At 71.2% G+C, this 17,784-nt stretch carries 18 protein-coding genes and 1 pseudogene; 12 read left to right on the top strand and 7 right to left on the bottom strand.

Annotated features, from left to right (window positions below; translation table 11 throughout):
• Positions 1 to 99 precede the first annotated feature (99 nt).
• From MCHLDSM_RS05645 to MCHLDSM_RS05635, 3 genes are read left to right on the top strand one after another with little or no spacing between them, the layout of a single operon-like run.
• On the top strand, positions 100 to 1,158 hold the full coding sequence (locus tag MCHLDSM_RS05645) for an iron ABC transporter substrate-binding protein (protein WP_048469372.1): 1,059 nt from the start codon (positions 100 to 102) through the stop codon (positions 1,156 to 1,158).
• A 2-nt stretch (positions 1,159 to 1,160) separates the two neighbouring features.
• Positions 1,161 to 2,693 carry an ABC transporter permease gene (locus MCHLDSM_RS05640; protein ID WP_048469266.1) on the top strand — a complete coding sequence of 511 codons (1,533 nt, stop codon included), beginning with the start codon at positions 1,161 to 1,163 and terminating at the stop codon, positions 2,691 to 2,693.
• Positions 2,686 to 3,744, top strand: a complete 1,059-nt coding sequence (locus tag MCHLDSM_RS05635; protein WP_048469265.1) for an ABC transporter ATP-binding protein — start codon at positions 2,686 to 2,688, stop codon at positions 3,742 to 3,744. Before MCHLDSM_RS05640 ends, MCHLDSM_RS05635 begins: the two co-directional genes overlap by 8 nt.
• On the opposite strand, the gene MCHLDSM_RS05630 is transcribed toward MCHLDSM_RS05635, so the two are convergent.
• The 4 genes from MCHLDSM_RS05630 to MCHLDSM_RS05615 form a co-directional block, all read right to left on the bottom strand.
• The gene (locus MCHLDSM_RS05630; protein WP_048469264.1) at positions 3,697 to 5,127 is read right to left on the bottom strand and encodes a GuaB1 family IMP dehydrogenase-related protein; all 1,431 of its coding nucleotides are present in this window, start codon (positions 5,125 to 5,127) and stop codon (positions 3,697 to 3,699) included. The two genes, MCHLDSM_RS05635 and MCHLDSM_RS05630, sit on opposite strands and share 48 nt — an antisense overlap.
• Positions 5,128 to 5,150: 23 nt before the next feature.
• Positions 5,151 to 6,611, bottom strand: coding sequence for an NADP-dependent phosphogluconate dehydrogenase (gene gndA / locus MCHLDSM_RS05625; RefSeq protein WP_048469263.1), 1,461 nt, complete (start codon positions 6,609 to 6,611; stop codon positions 5,151 to 5,153).
• A 65-nt stretch (positions 6,612 to 6,676) separates the two neighbouring features.
• On the bottom strand, positions 6,677 to 7,615 hold the full coding sequence (locus MCHLDSM_RS05620) for a M56 family metallopeptidase (RefSeq protein WP_048469262.1): 939 nt from the start codon (positions 7,613 to 7,615) through the stop codon (positions 6,677 to 6,679).
• A 14-nt stretch (positions 7,616 to 7,629) separates the two neighbouring features.
• Entirely contained in the window at positions 7,630 to 8,046 is a 417-nt protein-coding gene (locus MCHLDSM_RS05615) for a BlaI/MecI/CopY family transcriptional regulator (protein ID WP_048469261.1), read from the bottom strand.
• Between the two features lie 232 nt (positions 8,047 to 8,278).
• On the opposite strand from MCHLDSM_RS05615, the gene MCHLDSM_RS05610 reads away from it, so the two are divergent.
• The 8 genes from MCHLDSM_RS05610 to MCHLDSM_RS05575 all read left to right on the top strand — a co-directional run bounded on the left by MCHLDSM_RS05610 (position 8,279) and on the right by MCHLDSM_RS05575 (position 13,992).
• Positions 8,279 to 9,040: a hypothetical protein gene (locus MCHLDSM_RS05610; RefSeq protein WP_048469260.1), complete on the top strand. Its 762-nt coding sequence runs from the start codon at positions 8,279 to 8,281 to the stop codon at positions 9,038 to 9,040.
• Positions 9,041 to 9,216: 176 nt separating this feature from the next.
• Positions 9,217 to 9,618, top strand: a complete 402-nt coding sequence (locus MCHLDSM_RS05605; RefSeq protein ID WP_048469259.1) for a PaaI family thioesterase — start codon at positions 9,217 to 9,219, stop codon at positions 9,616 to 9,618.
• Positions 9,619 to 9,670: 52 nt separating this feature from the next.
• Complete coding sequence (locus MCHLDSM_RS05600; protein WP_048421251.1) at positions 9,671 to 9,973, top strand: urease subunit gamma; 303 nt, start codon at positions 9,671 to 9,673, stop codon at positions 9,971 to 9,973.
• Between the two features lie 10 nt (positions 9,974 to 9,983).
• Positions 9,984 to 10,301 carry an urease subunit beta gene (locus tag MCHLDSM_RS05595; protein WP_048469258.1) on the top strand — a complete coding sequence of 106 codons (318 nt, stop codon included), beginning with the start codon at positions 9,984 to 9,986 and terminating at the stop codon, positions 10,299 to 10,301.
• Complete coding sequence (locus MCHLDSM_RS05590; RefSeq protein ID WP_048469257.1) at positions 10,298 to 12,019, top strand: urease subunit alpha; 1,722 nt, start codon at positions 10,298 to 10,300, stop codon at positions 12,017 to 12,019. Before MCHLDSM_RS05595 ends, MCHLDSM_RS05590 begins: the two co-directional genes overlap by 4 nt.
• Positions 12,019 to 12,663, top strand: coding sequence for an urease accessory protein UreF (locus tag MCHLDSM_RS05585; protein ID WP_048469256.1), 645 nt, complete (start codon positions 12,019 to 12,021; stop codon positions 12,661 to 12,663). Before MCHLDSM_RS05590 ends, MCHLDSM_RS05585 begins: the two co-directional genes overlap by 1 nt.
• Positions 12,664 to 12,678: 15 nt before the next feature.
• Positions 12,679 to 13,365 carry an urease accessory protein UreG gene (ureG, locus tag MCHLDSM_RS05580; RefSeq protein WP_048469255.1) on the top strand — a complete coding sequence of 229 codons (687 nt, stop codon included), beginning with the start codon at positions 12,679 to 12,681 and terminating at the stop codon, positions 13,363 to 13,365.
• A complete protein-coding gene (locus tag MCHLDSM_RS05575; protein ID WP_048469254.1) occupies positions 13,366 to 13,992 on the top strand; it encodes an urease accessory protein UreD in 627 nt (208 codons plus the stop codon).
• On the opposite strand, the gene MCHLDSM_RS05570 is transcribed toward MCHLDSM_RS05575, so the two are convergent.
• The 3 genes from MCHLDSM_RS05570 to MCHLDSM_RS05560 all read right to left on the bottom strand — a co-directional run bounded on the left by MCHLDSM_RS05570 (position 13,989) and on the right by MCHLDSM_RS05560 (position 17,255).
• Entirely contained in the window at positions 13,989 to 15,356 is a 1,368-nt protein-coding gene (locus MCHLDSM_RS05570) for a type II NADH:quinone oxidoreductase Ndh (protein WP_048469253.1), read from the bottom strand. The genes MCHLDSM_RS05575 and MCHLDSM_RS05570 overlap by 4 nt on opposite strands.
• A gap of 122 nt (positions 15,357 to 15,478) precedes the next feature.
• Entirely contained in the window at positions 15,479 to 16,408 is a 930-nt protein-coding gene (locus MCHLDSM_RS05565) for an LLM class F420-dependent oxidoreductase (protein ID WP_048469252.1), read from the bottom strand.
• Between the two features lie 175 nt (positions 16,409 to 16,583).
• On the bottom strand, positions 16,584 to 17,255 hold the full coding sequence (locus tag MCHLDSM_RS05560) for an SDR family oxidoreductase (protein ID WP_048469251.1): 672 nt from the start codon (positions 17,253 to 17,255) through the stop codon (positions 16,584 to 16,586).
• Positions 17,256 to 17,563: 308 nt separating this feature from the next.
• Here MCHLDSM_RS05560 and MCHLDSM_RS36990 point away from each other — a divergent pair.
• Positions 17,564 to 17,784, top strand: a pseudogene (locus MCHLDSM_RS36990) (hypothetical protein); the annotation flags it as partial.

Here is a 17,784-nt window from a genome sequence, read left to right as displayed (position 1 = left end):
CCGCCGCGGCGAGCGTTTAGTAAGCCTAACCTCACGCGATGGTAGGTTGCAGATCACGATCAACGAAAGGCGGACTGCACCCTCATGCCCCTGAAGTCGATGTCTGCGCCCTTCCCGAAGACCTCCCTCGGGCGGTTCTCGGTCTCCCGCTGGGCCGGCGCGTTCGGAGCCGTCGCCGCCCTGGTGGCGCTGTCGGCGTGCGGTTCGGAGACGCGCACCGACGACGCCGACAAGGTCGTCGTGTACTCGGGCCGCAGCGAGGAACTGGTCGCGCCGCTGCTCAAGCAGTTCACCGTCGACACCGGAATCGAGGTCGAGACCCGCTACGCCGGTTCGGGCGAGATCGCCGCGCAGCTGATCACCGAGGGCGACAAGTCCCCGGCCGACGTGTTCCTGTCCCAGGACGCCGGGGCCCTCGGCGCGGTGTCGAAGGCGGGGTTGCTGGCGCCGGTCGACGCCGAGACGCTGCGCGCGGTTCCCGCCGCGTACGCCGCCACCGACGGCACCTGGGTGGGGGTGTCGGGCCGGGCCAGGGTGGTCGTCTACAACCCGACGCTGGCCCCCGCACCGCCGGACACCATCGACGGTCTGCTCGCCCCGCAGTGGAAGGGCAAGATCGGCTTCGCACCGAGCAACGCGTCGTGGCAGGCGTTCGTCACGGGGCTGCGGGTGGTGCGCGGCGAGGACGGCGCCGCGCAGTGGCTGCGCGCCTTCAAGGCCCAGGACCCCAAGGCGTTCGAGAACAACGTCGCGGTCCGTGACGCGGTGGACGCCGGCCAAATCCCGCTGGGCCTGGTCAACCACTACTACCTCTACGAACTGATCAACGCCAAGGGCGCCGACGCGGTGACGGCGCAGAACAAGTTCATGGCGGCCGGCGACCCCGGCGGCCTGGTGAACGTCGCCGGTGTCGGCGTGCTGAAGGCGGCACCGAATCCCGAAGGCGCGCAGGCGTTTGCGGCCTACCTGGTGGGCGAGTCGGCGCAGCGGTACTTCGCCGAGGAGACCGCGGAGTACCCGCTGGCCGCCGGCGTGGCGCCGGCCGCGGAGATGCCGCCGCTGAGCGACCTGCGTCCGCCCGCCGTCGACCTGTCCCAGCTCGACGACATCGAGACGACGCAGGAGCTGCTCGTCGAAACCGGCCTGCTGACCAACTGAGGGTGGCCGGTTCGGTCCGGACGGCACATCGTCCGCCGGCGCTGCTGGTGCTGCCGGCGGCCCTGGTGGCCGCGGCGACGCTGATTCCGCTGGTGTACCTCGGCGACCGGGCGCTGTCGCGCGGCTGGTCGGCGGTGGTGGCCGAGGTGGTGCAGCCGCGCACCGCGGCTCTGGTCGGCCGGTCGCTGCTGCTCGTGGTGACGGTCACCGCGGCGTGCGTGGTGCTCGGCGTGACGCTGGCGGTGCTGCTCACCCGGACAGACATCCCGGGCCGGCGGATCTGGAGCGTCGCGCTGACGCTGCCGCTGGCCATGCCGAGTTACCTGCTGGCCTACCTGTGGGTGTCGGCGGTGCCGTCGGTGGCGGGTTTCTGGGGCGCGGTGCTGGTGCTGACGCTGGTCAGCTATCCGCTGGTGCTGCTGACCACCACGGCGGCGCTGGCCCGGGTCGATCCGGCGCAGGAGGAGGTGGCCCGCTCGCTGGGCCGGGGCGGCTGGGCGGTGCTGTTCGGGGTGACGCTGCGGCAGGCGCGCGCCGCGATCGCCGCGGGCGCCCTGCTGGTGGCGCTGTACGTGCTCAGCGATTTCGGCGCGGTGGCGGCGATGCGCTTCGAGGCGTTCACGTGGGTGATCTACGGCGCCTACCGGTCGGGGTTCAACCCGTCGCGGGCGGCGGTGCTGTCGCTGGTGCTGATGGTGTTCGCGGTGGCGCTGGTCGCCGCCGAACACCTTGTCCGGGGCCGCGCCGCGGCGTCGCGGGTCGGGTCGGGGGCGCCGCGGCCGGCGCCACGCAACCGGCTCGGGGGGTGGACCGGGGTGGCGCTGGCGGCGCCGGTCGCCGTGCTCGCGGCCGCGGTGCTGGTGCCCGGGGCGGCACTGGTGGATTGGCTCGCGACGGCCGGCCCACGCTGGGATCCGGGTCTGTGGCTGGCCGCCCTCGGGTCGACGCTGTGGTTGTCGGCGGCGGCCGCGCTCGTCTCGACCGTCGCCGCGCTGCCACTGGGGGTGCTGGCGGCCCGTCACCGCGATCGCGCGACGCGGGCGCTGGAGGGCGCCAGCTATGTCGCGCACGGCCTGCCGGCGATCGTCATCGCGATCTCGATGGTGTCGCTCGGGGTGCTGCTGCTGCGGCCGATCTATCAGCGCGAACCGCTACTGATCCTGGCCTACTCGGTGCTGTTCGTGCCGTTGGCGGTCGGTTCGGTGCGGGCCGCGGTGGAGTCGGCGCCGATCCGGCTCGAGGAGGTCGCCCGGTCGCTGGGCCGCACACCGGTGCGGGCGTTCACCGCGGTGACCGCCCGGGTCGCACTGCCCGGCATCGCGGCCGGCGCCGCGATGGTGCTGCTGACATGCATGAAGGAGCTTCCGGTGACGCTGCTGCTGCACCCGACGGGGACGGACACGCTGGCCACCCGGCTCTGGGGATACAGCTCGGTCAGCGACTACGCGGCCGCCGCACCGTACGCGGCGGCGCTGCTGGTGTTCGCGGCCGTTCCCACCGCGCTGCTCGGCGCGTGGAGTGTGCGCAGTGACTGAGCCGGTGGCCGGGGTCGCCGCGCACGGCATCCACAAGGCGTTCGGCGACCGGCAGGTGCTCGCCGGCGCCGACCTGGTGGTGCCCGCGGGCTCCATGACCGCGGTGCTCGGCCCGTCGGGGTGCGGCAAGACCACGCTGCTGCGGATCCTGGCCGGCTTCACCGATCCCGACGCGGGCACCGTCCGGATCGGCGGAGAACTCGTCGCGGGCGGGCCGGTGGCGGTGCCCGTGCACCGCCGCCGGGTGGGGCTGATGCCGCAGGAGGGGGCGCTGTTCCCGCACCTGAGCGTCGGTGCCAACGTCGCGTTCGGCATGCCGCGCGGTGGCCGTGTCGAGGAGTGGCTCGAGGTGGTGGGCCTGGAGGGGCTGGCCGACGCGCGTCCGCACGAGATCTCCGGTGGTCAGCAGCAGCGGGTCGCGCTGGCGCGCGCGCTGGCCGCCCGGCCGCGGGTGCTGCTGCTCGACGAACCGTTCGCCGCGCTGGACGCGGGTCTGCGCATCCGGGTCCGGGAGGACATCGCGACGATCCTGCGCGACACCGGCACCACGGCGGTGCTGGTCACCCACGATCAGGCCGAAGCGCTGTCGCTCGCCGACGCGGTGGCCCTGCTCATCGACGGGACGGTGGCCCAGCACGGCAGCCCCGCCGACCTGTACGAGCGGCCGGCCAGCCTGGCGGCGGCCCGGTTCGTCGGCGCCACCGTGGAGCTGACCGGCGCGGCCGCGGCGGGCGTGGTGCAGACCGCGCTGGGCCGGCTGCGCCCGCGGGTGGCAGTGGCCGACGGCGCCGTGGTGGTGGTGCTGCGCCCGGAGCAGCTGCGCATCGGGGCCGACGGGGTGCCGGCCCGCGTCACCGCGTGCCGGTTCTACGGCGCGGACACCGCGGTGGAGCTGGTGCTCTCCGACGGCACCGCGATCCGCATGCGCCACCCGGGGCGGCTCGATCTGGCCGCCGACAGCGCGGTCAGCGTGCAGGTGGCCGGCGACGTGCTGGCCTATGCCTCACCAGCCGGCGGGCAGCGGATGCCCCTCGGCGAACCCGGCCGCTGACTGCACGCCGAGCACCACCTTCTCGTGCAGTTCGGGCAGCGTCGCCGCGCCGACGTAGGTGCAGGTGCTGCGCACCCCGGAGGTGATGTGGTCGAGCAGGTCCTCGACGCCGCCACGCACCGGGTCGAGGTTCATCCGCGACGTCGAGATGCCTTCCTCGAACAGTGCCTTGCGGGCCCGGTCGAACGCGCTGTCGGCGGCGGTCCGGGCGGCGACGGCGCGCTTGGAGGCCATGCCGTAGCTCTCCTTGTACGGCTGGTTGTCGCGGTCGTGCAGCAGGTCGCCGGGGGACTCGTAGGTGCCCGCGAACCAGGAGCCGATCATCACGTTCGACGCTCCGGCCGCCAGCGCGAGCGCCACGTCACGAGGGTGACGCACCCCGCCGTCTGCCCACACATGCCCGCCGAGTTCCCTTGCCGCTGCGGCACATTCGACGACAGCGGAGAACTGCGGGCGGCCCACGCCGGTCATCATCCGGGTGGTGCACATGGCGCCGGGGCCGACGCCGACCTTGACGATCGAGGCGCCGGCGGTGATCAGGTCGCGGGTGCCCTCGGCCGAGACCACGTTGCCCGCAGCCAACGGCACCCCGAGGTCCAGCGCGGCGACGGCGGCGATCGCGTCGAGCATCTTGGCCTGGTGGCCGTGGGCGGTGTCGATGACCAGCAGGTCCGCCCCCGCTTCGACGAGGTCGCGGGCCTTGGCGGCGACGTCGCCGTTGATGCCGACCGCGGCGGCGATGCGCAGCCGTCCGCGGTCGTCGAGTGCGGGGGTGTAGATGCCGGCACGGATGGCGCCGGTGCGGGTGAGCACGCCGGCCAGCCCGCCGTCGGCGTCGGTGAGCACGGCGACCGCCACCGGCGCGTGCTCGAGCAGGTCGAACACCTTGCGCGGGTCGGTGCCCACCGGCGCGGTGACGAAGTCCCGGACGGCGACGTCGCGGACCCGGGTGAAGCGGTCCACGCCGCTGCACACCGACTCGGTGACCAGGCCGATCGGGCGGTTGCCGTCCACCACGACGGCCGCGCCGTGGGCGCGCTTGTTGATCAGCGCGCACGCATCGGACACCGAGTCGTCCGGCGACAGGGTCACCGGGGTGTCGACGACGGTGTCCCGGCTCTTGACGAAGTCCACGGTGTGCTGCACCGCGGCCGCCGGAAGGTCCTGCGGCAGCACCACGATGCCCCCGCGGCGGGCGACGGTCTCGGCCATCCGGCGGCCGGCGACCGCGGTCATGTTGGCCACCACCACCGGGATCGTCGTGCCCGACCCGTCGACCGTGGACAGGTCCACGTCGAAGCGGGAGGTCACCTGCGAGCGGCCCGGCACGATGAAGACGTCGTTGTAGGTCAGGTCGTACGGCGGGTCATCGAGGAACTTCACGCCCCGAGTCTAGTGGCGCAGGGTCAGGCCTCGATCTCGCTGCGGTCGCCGCTCCACAGCGTGTGGAAGCGCTTGGCCGGGTCGCTGTCGATGCGGCCGTAGGTGTGGGCGCCGAAGAAGTCCCGCAGCCCCTGGGTCAGTGCGGCGGGCAGCCGCTCGGTGCGCAGGGCGTCGTAGTAGGACAGGGCCGAGGCGAAGCCCGGGATCGGGATGCCGAGTTCGGTGGCGGTCACCACGACGCGACGCCAGCTGTCGATGCCGGCTTCGATGGCCTCGCGGAAGTACGGAGCGGAGATCAGCGTGGGCAGGTCCGGGTTCTCGTCGAACGCGTCGGTGATCCGGTTGAGGAACTTGGCGCGGATGATGCAGCCGCCCCGCCAGATCCTCGCCATGTCGCCGGGGGCGATGTTCCAGTCGTACTCGTTACTGCCGGCCTGGATCTGGTTGAAACCCTGCGCGTAGGCGATGATCTTCGAGGCGTAGAGCGCCTTGCTCACGTCGTCGACGAATTGGGTTGCGTCGCTGGGCTTGTCGCCGAGCTCACCGGAGGCCAGGCCGGTGGTGGCCTTGCGCTGGGCGACCGAACCCGACAGAGCGCGGGCGAACACGGCCTCGGCGATGCCGGTCACCGGGACACCCAGGTCGAGGGCGGACTTCACCGTCCAGCGGCCGGTGCCCTTCTGCTCGGCTTCGTCGAGGATGACGTCGACCAGCGGCTTGCCGGTCTTCTCGTCGGTCTGGCGCAGCACCTGCGCGGTGATCTCGATGAGGAAGCTGTCGAGGTCGCCGGTGTTCCACTCGGCGAAGATGTCGGCGATCTCGGGGGCGGTCTTGCCCAGCCCGTCGCGCAGCAGCTGGTAGGCCTCGCCGATGAGCTGCATGTCGGAGTACTCGATGCCGTTGTGCACCATCTTGACGAAGTGGCCGGCGCCGTCGGGGCCGATGTGGGTGCAGCACGGCACGCCGTCGACGTGCGCGGAGATCTCCTCGAGCAGCGGCCCGAGGCTCTCGTAGGACTCGGCGGGCCCGCCGGGCATGATCGACGGCCCGTTGAGGGCGCCCTCCTCGCCACCGGAGATGCCGGCGCCGACGAAGTGCAGTCCGCGCTCACGGATGGCCTTCTCGCGGCGGATGGTGTCGGTGTAGAGCGCGTTGCCGCCGTCGATGATGATGTCGCCTTCTTCCATCGCGTCGGCGAGCTCGTTGATCACCGCGTCGGTCGGATCACCGGCTTTGACCATGATGATCACCCGCCGCGGCTTCTCCAGCGCGTCGAGGAATTCGGCGATGGTCTCACTGCGCACGAACTTCCCCTCGGAGCCGTGCTCGGCCAGCAGGGCGTCGGTCTTGGCGATCGAGCGGTTGTGCAGTGCCACGGTGTAGCCGTGGTGGGCGAAGTTGCGCGCGAGGTTCGACCCCATGACCGCGAGGCCGGTGACGCCGATCTGCGCGGTACCGGTGGTGGAAGTGGCGGAGTCGGTCATGCGGACAGCCTTTCGTTGTGCGGTTGTGGGGGATCGGGCAGAGCTCGAGGGCATCCAGAGGGCATCTAGAGGGCACTGAACAGGCGGTGCAGCTCGGTCAGCCACGGCACCGCCAGCGCGACGGTCGGCAGCACCAGCACCGTCGCGGCGCAGACGTAGGCGCATGCGGCGACGGTCCGGCTGTTCGGCGCGCCGCCGAGCCGGCGCACCCGCAGCACCGTGGTGGGTCCGCCCGCCGCCAGCGCGCCGCGCGGGGTGTGCCCGGCCGCGCAGGCGACCAGCGCGCGGGCCAGGGGAGTGGGGCCGGTGTGGCGGACGGCGGCGTCGTCGGCCAGCGCCTCGATGAGCAGGCGCACCGCGTTGAGTGCGTGCCCACTGCGCACGATGCGGGGGAACGCGGCGTGCACCGCGGTGAACATCTCGAGCACCAGGTCGTGCCGGGCCCGAAGGTGCGCCCGCTCGTGCGACAGGATGGCCGAGATCTCGTTGTCCGCCAACGTGTTCAGCGCACCCTCGCTGACCACGACGCGGCTGCGCACGCCGGGCAGGCAGTACGCCAGGGGTTGATCGACGTGAAGGATGCGCAGGCCGCTGGCCGCCATCGGCCGGGTGGGGTGCGCGCCGACGAGGTCGACGATCATGCGGTGATGGGCGCGGCGGCGGCGGGTGGCGATCGCCACCTGCAGGATCGAACCGATCAGCCGGGCCCCGACGACGAGGGTCAGCGCGAACACGACGACGTAGGTGGTCCACAGCGCCCACCCGAGGTCGTCGTACGCGGTGACGATCGTCGCGGTGGGCCGGCCGTCCGGACCGGGCTCGAAGAGCCGGCTGGCGATCGCGATACCCGCGGAGAAGAAGGACAGCACCGCGGCCAGGGCGATCGACTGCCAGAGCACGATCGCGGCGCGGGGGGCGCGCAGCGGCCAGGTGGCGCGCGCCAGCATCGCAGGCACCGGCCCTGACAGAAGCAGGGCGACGGTGGTGAAGGCCAGCGCGGACACGCTGTCAGTGTCTCTCAGCCGGTGGGGTGATCGCTACCGGGTCGGTGCGAGCGGTGCTTGTCCTCGAGTTCTGCCAGCGCCCGGCGCAGCGCGTCGGCCTCGTCGGCGCCGACGCGTTCGACGAAATGCACCAGCGCGGCCTCCCGACTGCCCGAATCGGCGGCCTGGTCGAGGGCGTCGACCATCAGGCCTGCGACCAGTTCGTCGCGTCCGTGCGTGGGCGCGTAGCGGTGCGCGCGGTCGTCGCGATGCTGGACGACCAGGTTCTTCTTGGCCAGCCGCTGCAGCACGGTCATGATCGTCGTATAGGCGAGTTCGCGGTGCGCCGACAGGGCTTCGTGCACCTGCCGCACGGTTTGCGGTTCGCCCGCGGACCACAGGTGGTCCATCACCGAGCGCTCGAGTTCTCCGAGCCGTGTCAGCTTGGCCATCTTCCGTTTCTCTCCTACCGGCGGTGGTTTCGAGCCTACTACGGGATTACTACCGCGTGTCGTATCAAGTTCCTGGGAACCGGCGACGGGCCGACTCACGTCGTTGCGTTGACCAACGTCAGCACGCCTGGGCGTCGTGCCGTCGAGCGTTGTGAGTCCGATCACAGCCGGTGGTCACCCCTTCCGCGGTCATGATTATAGTAAGGCTAACCTAACTCAACGTGGAGGTGTCGTGACGGTCCTGGTGGACGATCCCCTGATCGCGAGCATGTCGATCCGCCGCACCCTGCCGGTCCACGAGTCCAGCCGGCGGTTGCGCGAGCTCTACCGCGAGTGCCCGCGGGTGTACGGCGTCGCGGTGATGGGGGATCTCTCCCGGCGGCGCTGGTGGCCGCTGGCCGAGTTGCTCACCACCGACCGGCTGAGCCGGATGTACGACGCGGCTCTGGCGGAGTCGGGCGGCCCGGCGGCGGTGACCCAGCAGCTCGCGGCCACCTTCGCCCACGTGGTGGTGGGGCGCGTGATCCCGCTGCTGGTCCTGGAGGGCCGCGCGTGGGACACCGGCCCGGAGAACCTGTGGGTGCACGTCGACTCCGAGGGCGCCATCGACTGGGTGGGGGTGGCCGACCCGACGCTGCGCGCGCTGCCCGACGATCCGGTGTTCGACGGGCGGGCGGCGGTCGTCGACGACGGGATCGTCGCGCTGCCCAGCGAGGCCGCGCTGACCACCTGGGTCGCCCACCGCAGTCACCGCGCGCTCGCACCGCTGTTCGGCCGGCTCACTGCGGTCAGCGGCGGCGCGATGCCGGTCGCGGCGATGTGGCATGCCGTCGGGGTGGCGGCCGTCGGCGCGGCCACCCGGATCCCGGTGCTCGCCGGCACCAGTGAGGTGGTCAGCATGCGGCGCGCCCAGGCGGTGCTCGACGCGCTCGTCGGCTTCGGTGCCCCCGTGCGCGGGTCGCGCGCGGCCCGCCACGGCGAAGCCCTTGCTTGATTAGGGAAGCCTTGCCTATATTGATGGGCGGTGCCGCAACATCGAGAACCACCGGACCGCGCCGGAGTCCTGAGGGCTGCAGAGACCCCCGGTCCGACCGAAGGACGGGCCCCACGCTCCCGCGTGGGGCCCGTCCCCCTTTTCGCGGCCCCACGACAGGCGTGTAGACACGATCCGTGACTGATCTTCCCGATGGAGTCGGCGGCGGCTTCGACAAAGAACTCGGCCTCACCTATCTCGACATGAGCCCGGACGGCGGACACGCCACGCTGGAGATCACCGAGAAGCTGTTGCAGCCCTGGGGAATCGTGCACGGTGGCGTCTACTGCGCGGTCATCGAGAGCATGGCCAGCGTCTCGGGCCAGGTGTGGCTCTCCCAGAACGGGGGCGGCCACGTCGTCGGCGTCAACAACAACACCGACTTCCTGCGCGCGATCAACACCGGCACCGTGACCGCGGCGTCCACGCCCATTCACCGCGGCCGTCGCCAGCAGCTGTGGTCGGTGACCATCACCGATGCGTCCGACCGGTTGGTGGCGCGCGGTCAGGTTCGGCTGCAGAACCTGCCCGAGGAGTAGGCGCACCCGCGTGCGCTGCTGACTGTCGCGCGGCGTGGCAGGATCGCCCACTATGCGCCTGACCCCGCATGAACAGGAACGGCTGCTGATCTCGTATGCGGCCGAACTGGCCCGCCGCCGGCAGGCCCGCGGCCTGCGGCTCAACCATCCCGAGGCCGTCGCGGTGATCACCGACCACATCCTCGAGGGAGCCCGGGACGGCCGGACCGTCGCCGAGCTGATGGTCAGCGGCCGTGCCGTGCTCGGCCGCGACGAGGTGATGGACGGTATCCCCGAGATGCTGCACGACGTCCAGGTCGAGGCCACCTTCCCCGACGGCACCAAGCTCGTCACCGTCCACGACCCGATCTCGTGAGGCGGCGGCGATGATTCCCGGAGAGATCGTCTTCGGCGACGGCGACATCGAGCTCAACGCCGGCGCGCAGCGGCTCGAGCTCGACATCGTCAACACCGGCGACCGGCCCGTGCAGGTCGGCAGTCACGTTCATGTGCCCCAGTCCAATTCGGCCCTGCAGTTCGACCGCACCGCCGCCCACGGCCATCGGTTCGACATCCCCGCGGGGACCGCGATCCGGTTCGAGCCCGGCGTCACCCAGCGCGTGGGCCTCGTGCCGTTGGGCGGCACCCGCGAGGTGTACGGCCTGAGTCTCGACCCGCCCGGCAGATTGGACGGACCGGTATGACCTCCCTGTCCCGGGCCCGCTACGCGGCCCTGTACGGCCCGACGACCGGCGACCGGATCCGGCTGGCCGACACCGACCTGTTCGTCGAGATCACCGAAGACCGCAGCGGCGGACCGACACTCGCCGGCGACGAGGCGGTGTTCGGTGGCGGCAAGGTGCTGCGCGAGTCGATGGGCCAGTCCCGCGCCACCCGCGCCGACGGCGCCCCCGACACCGTCATCACCGGCGCGGTCATCCTCGACTACTGGGGGATCATCAAGGCCGACATCGGGATTCGTGACGGCCGCATCGTCGCCATCGGCAAGGCGGGCAATCCGGACATCATGTCGGGGGTACACCCCGACCTCGTGGTCGGACCGTCGACGGAGGTCATCGCCGGCAACGGCCGCATCGTCACCGCGGGGGCGATCGACTGTCACGTGCACCTGATCTGCCCGCAGATCATGGAGGAGGCCCTGGGCGGCGGCATCACGACGATCGTCGCCGGCGGCACCGGACCCGCCGAGGGAAGCAAGGCCACCACGGTCACCCCGGGGTCGTGGCACCTGGCGCGGATGCTCGAGGCGCTCGACACGTGGCCGCTCAACGTCGCGCTGCTCGGCAAGGGCAACACCGTGAGCGCCGAGGCGATGTGGGAGCAGTTACGCGGCGGCGCAGCAGGTTTCAAGCTGCACGAGGACTGGGGCACCACCCCTGCGGCCATCGACGCCTGCCTGACGGTCGCCGAGGCCGCCGGCGTGCAGGCCAACATCCACACCGACACCCTCAACGAGGCGGGCTTCGTCGAGGACACCCTCGCCGCGATCAAGGGCCGGTCGATCCACGCGTATCACACCGAGGGTGCGGGCGGGGGACACGCACCGGACATCATCACCGTCGCCGGCAAACCCAACGTGTTGCCCAGTTCCACCAACCCGACCCGCCCGCACACCGTCAACACCCTCGACGAGCACCTGGACATGCTGATGGTGTGCCATCACCTCAACCCCAGCGTGCCCGAGGATCTCGCGTTCGCCGAGAGCCGGATCCGGCCCTCGACGATCGCGGCCGAGGACCTGCTGCACGACATCGGGGCGATCTCGATGATCGGCAGCGACGCCCAGGCCATGGGGCGCATCGGCGAGGTGGTGCTGCGGACGTGGCAGACCGCGCACGTGATGAAGCGCCGCCGCGGCTTCCTGCCGGGGGACACCCGCGCCGACAACACCAGGGCGCAACGGTATGTCGCCAAGTACACGATCTGCCCGGCGGTCGCCCACGGGATGGATCACGAGATCGGCTCGGTCGAGGTGGGCAAGCTCGCCGACCTGGTGCTGTGGGAGCCGGCCTTCTTCGGGGTCCGTCCGCACGCGGTGCTCAAGGGCGGCATGATCGCCTGGGCGGCGATGGGCGACGCCAACGCCTCCATTCCCACTCCGCAGCCGGTGCTGCCGCGACCGATGTTCGGCGCCTCGCCGGCCGCGGCCGCCGCGACCTCGGTGCACTTCGTCGCCCCGCAGGCCCTGGAGGACGGGCTGGCCGACCGGATCGCGGTGCGGCGCAGGCTCGTCGCCGTGGGCAACGTCCGCGCGGTCGGCAAGGCGCAGATGCCCCTCAACGACGCGCTGCCCGACATCCAGGTCGACCCGGACACGTTCACCGTCCGCATCGACGGTGAGGTGTGGCAGGAGCAGCCCGCCGCGGAACTGCCCATGGCGCAACGGTTCTTCCTGTTCTGATGGACACCCTCGCCACCCTGCTCGTGCTGGCCGATTCGCGGCTGCCCACCGGCGGGCACGTGCATTCGGGGGGCATCGAGGAGGCGGTCACCAGCGGTCTGGTCATCGACCTCGCGACGCTGCGCGCCTACCTCGGCCGCCGGATCCGCACCACCGGACTGGTCGCCGCGTCGCTGGCCGCCGCCGTCCACGAGGGCACGTTGACCGCCGCGGCCGGGGGTACCGGCGACAGCGAGACCGACGCGCGCACACCGGCTCCGGCCGCCCGCGCGGCGTCGCGGGCACAGGGCCGCGGGCTCGTCCGGCTGGCCCGGCGGGTGTGGCCCGACACCGACTGGGACACACTCGGCGCCACGCCGCATCTGGCGGTCGCCGCGGGGGCGGTGGGCCGGGCGAGCGGACTGACGCCCGGGCAGACCGCCCTGTCGGTGGTCTACACGACGATGACCGGATCGGCGACGGCCGGCCAGCGCCTGCTCGCCCTCGATCCCGGCGACGTCGCCGCGTTGACGTTCGCGCTGGCGCCGCTGTGTGAGCGGACCGCCGCCGAAGCCGTCAAGGACCTCGCCGACCTGTCCGACCCGCTCCTCGACGTCCTGGCCCAGCGCCACCTCGACCGTGACCGTCCGTTGTTCGCGTCCTGATCCGAAAGAGCCGCCATGCCACCACATCTCATCGACGGAGTCGGCCACTCGCACGGCCACGCGGATCGCCCGCGCCGCGCCCGGCGGCCCGGTGAACCGCTGCGGATCGGGGTCGGCGGTCCGGTCGGCTCCGGCAAGACCGCCCTGGTGGCCGCGCTGTGCCGCACGTTGCGCGACGAGCTGTCCCTGGCGGTGCTGACCAACGACATCTACACCACCGAAGATGCGGACTTCTTGCGCCGCAACGCCGTACTGCCCGACGACCGCATCGCCGCGGTGCAGACCGGCGGCTGCCCGCACACCGCGATCCGCGACGACATCACCGCGAACCTCGACGCCATCGACGACCTGATCGCCGCGCACGACCAGCTGGATCTGATCCTGGTCGAGTCCGGTGGCGACAACCTCACCGCCACGTTCTCGTCCGGCCTGATCGACGTGCAGATCTTCGTGATCGACGTGGCCGGCGGCGACAAGGTGCCCCGCAAGGGCGGACCCGGCGTGACGTTCTCGGATCTGCTGGTGATCAACAAGACCGATCTGGCGCCCCTCGTCGGCGCCGATCTGGATGTCATGCGCCGCGACGCCGCGGCCGCCCGGGGGGACCGTCCGTTCGCGCTGATCTCGCTGACCGCCGATCCCACCGCGGGCCCGGTGCTGGAGTGGGTGCGCGAGCAGCTGCGGGTCGCGCAGGCGGTGTAGATGCGCTCCGACGTGCTGATCGTCGCGCGGGCCGGCCGTTCACCCCACCTGGAATGTGCGGGCGGGATCGCCGCCCGCCGGACCGAGCGCGACACGGTGCACCTGGTCTCCGCCGCGGCCACACCGCTGGGCGGTGACGCGATCCGGCTGCGGGTGGTGGTCGAGGAGGGCGCCCGGCTGGCGGTGCGCACGGCCGCGGCGACGATGGCGCTGCCCGGGGCGCTGACCACCGAGTCCCATGCGAGTTGGGACCTGGAGGTGGCCGGCGTCCTGGACCTCGACCCGCAGCCCACGATCGTGGCGGGCCCGTCCCGCCACGTGACGTCGACGCGTCTGGCGGTGGGCGCCGGCGCGTCGGTGCGGCTGCGCGAGCGCGTCCAGATCGGCAGGACCGGGGAGCGCGACGGCTACTGGTCGGGATCGCTGCACGCCGACGTGGACGGCGTCGCGCTGCTGCGCCACCGGGTCGAGTTGGGCAACGGCTCGTTCGCCGACGACGAGATCGCCGCTCCGCGGGCCTGTGTCAGCGAATTGCATTACCCCGCCACCGACGTCGACACCGCCGGCGTCACGCTGGCACTGGCCGGCGGCGGCTGTCTGGCCACCTGGCAGGGGGAGCGGCTCTAGCTGGCCGCTTTCTCCTCGACGGCCGCGGCGATCTCCTCGAGTTCCTCGATCCTGGTGCGCGCGTAGGCCTGCTGCTCGGTGATGGTGAGCTGACCGCGGTTGCTGCCCAGGAACGTCACCGTCCACGACAGCAGCGTGGCGATCTTGGTCTTGAACCCGACCAGGTACACCAGGTGCAGCAGCAGCCAAGCCAGCCACGCGATGAAGCCGCCGAACTCCAGCGGGCCCACCTTGGCCACCGCGTTGTACTTCGACACCGTCGCCATCGAGCCCTTGTCGAAATAGCTGAACGGTTCCCGCTGCGCGGGGTCGGCGCCCTTGAGGCCGGCGATGATCGCCTTGGCGGCGTACTTGCCGCCCTGGATGGCGCCCTGCGCCATGCCCGGCACGCCTTCCACCGCAGCCATGTCGCCAACGACGAACACGTTCGGGTGACCGGGGATCGAGAGATCGGGGAGCACCTTGACCCGGCCGGCGCGGTCGAGCTCGACGCCGGACTGCTCGGCGAGGTCGCGGCCCAGCGGGCTGGCCGACACGCCGGCCGACCACACCTTGCAGGCCGCCTCGATGCGGCGGATCTTGCCGTCGGGGTCCTTGACCGTGATGCCGTTGCGGTCGACGTCGGTCACCATCGCGTTGAGCTGGATCTCCACGCCCATCTTCTCCAGCCGGGCCTGCGCCTTCTTGCCCAGCTTCTCGCCCATCGGCGGCAGCACCGCCGGCGCGGCGTCGAGCAGGATCACCCGCGCCTTGGTCGAATCGATGTGCCGGAAGGCACCTTTGAGCGTCTGGTCCGCCAATTCGGCGATCTGCCCGGCCATTTCGACACCGGTCGGGCCGGCGCCGACGACCACGAACGTCAGCAGCTTCTCCCGGCGGGCCGGGTCACTGGACCGCTCGGCCTGTTCGAAGGCGCCCAGGATCCGGCCGCGCAGTTCGAGCGCGTCGTCGATCGACTTCATGCCCGGCGCCCACTCGGCGAAGTGGTCGTTGCCGAAATAGGACTGACCCGCGCCTGCGGCGACGATCAGGCTGTCGAACGGCGTGATGTAGGTGTGGCCCAGCAACTCCGAGCGCACGGTGTTGGTCTTCAGGTCGATGCCGGTGACGTCGCCGAGCAGCACCTGCGCGTTCTTCTGCTTGCGCAGGATCACCCGGGTCGCCGGCGCGATCTCGCCCTCGGAGATGATGCCGGTCGCCACCTGGTACAGCAGCGGCTGGAACAGGTGATGGGTGGTGCGGGCGATCAACTTGATGTCGACGTCAGCCCTCTTGAGGGTCTTGGCCGCGGTCAGCCCGCCGAATCCCGATCCGATGATGACCACCTTGTGGCGATCGGATGCGATGGCTCCGGGATGGGTCATGGCTACTCCTGTGCACGGTGCTCTCGGGTGTCCTTGGCGGAACTTCTTTACCCATTCAGAACAACCAGAACCTTAGCCGCCGCACTTCCTGGCGGCGCGGTGAGATGCCCCACCGCGCCGGCTCACCCCGTGACCAGCGGCTTGAGCGCCTCGCCGAGGGCGGTGATCTGACCCGGCTGATAGCCGACGGTCTGGGTCGGGACGAACAGGATGACCCCGTCGATGCCGGCGTCGAGCACCTTGGTCTGGACCTGCTCGGCCACCTGCTCGACGCTGCCCGCGACCATCCGCTGCCGGAAGTCCTCGGGGATCATGTCCGGGGTGACGCCGTCGCCGACGATCGCGCCGATGAGCATGCTGGTCTCCAGCGTCGCGGGGTCGCGGTCGATCTCCTCGCAACGCTGTTTGACGACGTCCACCTTGCGGGCGAGCTCGTCGAACCCGGCGATCACGTTGAGGTGGTCGAAGTGCTTGGCGGCCAGCGGAATGGTCTTCTTCTCGCCGCTGCCGCCGATCATCAGCGGAATGTGGTCGCGGAAGCGGGGATTGGCCAGCGCCTCCTGCGTGCGGTAGTGCTTGCCGGTGACGGTGGGACGCTCACCGGCGAGCATCGGCAGGATGATCTGCAGCGCCTCGCCCAGCTTTTCGAACCGGTCGGTGAACGTGCCGAAGTCGTAGCCGAGTTGGTCGTGCTCGAGTTCGAACCACCCGGTGCCGATGCCCAGGATCGCGCGGCCGGCGCTGATCACGTCCAGCGTGGTGATCGCCTTCGCGAGCAGGGTGGGGTTGCGGTAGGTGTTGCCGGTGACCAGGGTGCCGAGCTGCACGGTGTCGGTCGCCGCGGCCAGCGCGCCCAGTGCGGTGTACGCCTCGAGCATCGGCTCGTCGTAGTTCCCGATACCCGGCAGTTGGTAGAAGTGGTCCATCAGGAACACGGAGTCGAAGCCGGAACTGTCGGCTTCTTTCGCCTGAGCGACGACGGTGGGGAACAGTTCCCCGACGCCGGTTCCGTACGAGAAGTTGTTGATCTGAAGCCCGAGTCGAATCGTCACGAGTCAGACCCTACGCATCGGGCGGGGCCCACCGTCCGCCGTTTCACTCGGCGCGAAGCGCGGAATAAACGGTGCGCGTGGACGGTTTGCGGTCAGCCAACATCGTCGGACTTTCCCCCGCAAGCGGGTGGTGCCCCCACAACGCGGCTCGTGCCTCGCCGCTTGATCGTCGTCCTCAGCCGAAGTTGGCCAGGGCGCCGTGGCTGACATGCAGGGTCTGCCCGGTGATGTGCCGCGCGGCGGGCGTGGTGAGGAACAGCGACAGCCGGGCGATCTCGGCGCTCACCGACGGGGAGGTGGTGCCCAGCCCTTCGTAACCGGGCTCGGCCCCGCGTCCCATGGCCACCGCGTTGACGGTGATCCCGCGGATGCCGAAGTAGTGCGCCTGTCCGGCCGTCCATTCCGAGACCGCGGCCTTGACCGCCGCTGCGGCGCTGCCTTCCCGCAGCGCGTCCCCGATGACCGTGACGATCGAGCCGCCGGAGCGCAGCTGGTCGCCGAGCACCTGCACGGCCAGCACCGCGGAGAGCAGGCCGGCGTCGAACAGTCCCCGCCATTCGGCGGCATGGTCGACGAGTGTGTAGGCGCGCGGGTCGCCGGCGTTCCAGGTGGGGGCGGGCACGTTGATCACCGTGTCGAGGTGTGCGGGGAACTGGTCGTGCGCCGCCGCGATCGCGGCGGGGTCGGCCATGTCGACGGCGATGGCGTCCGCGTCGAGTTCCTTGGCCAGCACCTCGAGGTCGTCGCGGTGACGTCCGGCGACGATCACCCGGTGCCCGGCGTGGCTGAAATTCTCGGCGATCGTGCGCCCCAGGTCGGTGTCGCATCCCGTGATCAAGACATCCATCATCGGCCTCCTGTTGTGTTCGGCGCTGAACCCCAGCGAGTCGGCCCCATGTTACTGGACGGTAGCTAGCCGCCCGAAACCGACGCGCCGCCGGCGGTAACGCCACGGGGCCGGGTCGCGATCAACCGTTCGTCGACGTCGTACGACGTCGGCCCCGCACCCCGCGCCACGCGCGGGGCGCTCGCCATGCGAGCAATCGATCAAAACTCTCTGACATGCGTCTATACCCGTGCTGGCAATGTCACAATTCGGCACATTCTCAGCTACTCACACTTGCGTCACGGCTGTAACACGGTAGTTTCTTCCCCATGCATGAGCGAGACGTGCCTTCCCCCCGCCGCAGGAGCCTGCCGACCTCGGTCGGACTGGTCGCCCTGACCGGCGCCACCGTGGCCGCGCTGACCTTCCCCGCCGTAGCGGGAGCCCAGCCGGCGCCGGCGCCGCCGCCCGGGCCGACCCCGACGGCACAGGACGCCCCGCCGCCCGCGGCGCCGCCGCCCCCGGCCGATCCCAACGCTCCGGCGCCGCC

Origin of the sequence: Mycolicibacterium chlorophenolicum (genome assembly GCF_001044235.1) — a bacterium.
GTDB classification, from domain to species: Bacteria; Actinomycetota; Actinomycetes; order Mycobacteriales; family Mycobacteriaceae; genus Mycobacterium; species Mycobacterium chlorophenolicum.
Note: the sequence above shows the minus strand (reverse complement) of the source record. Positions and strands in the feature narration are given on the sequence as shown.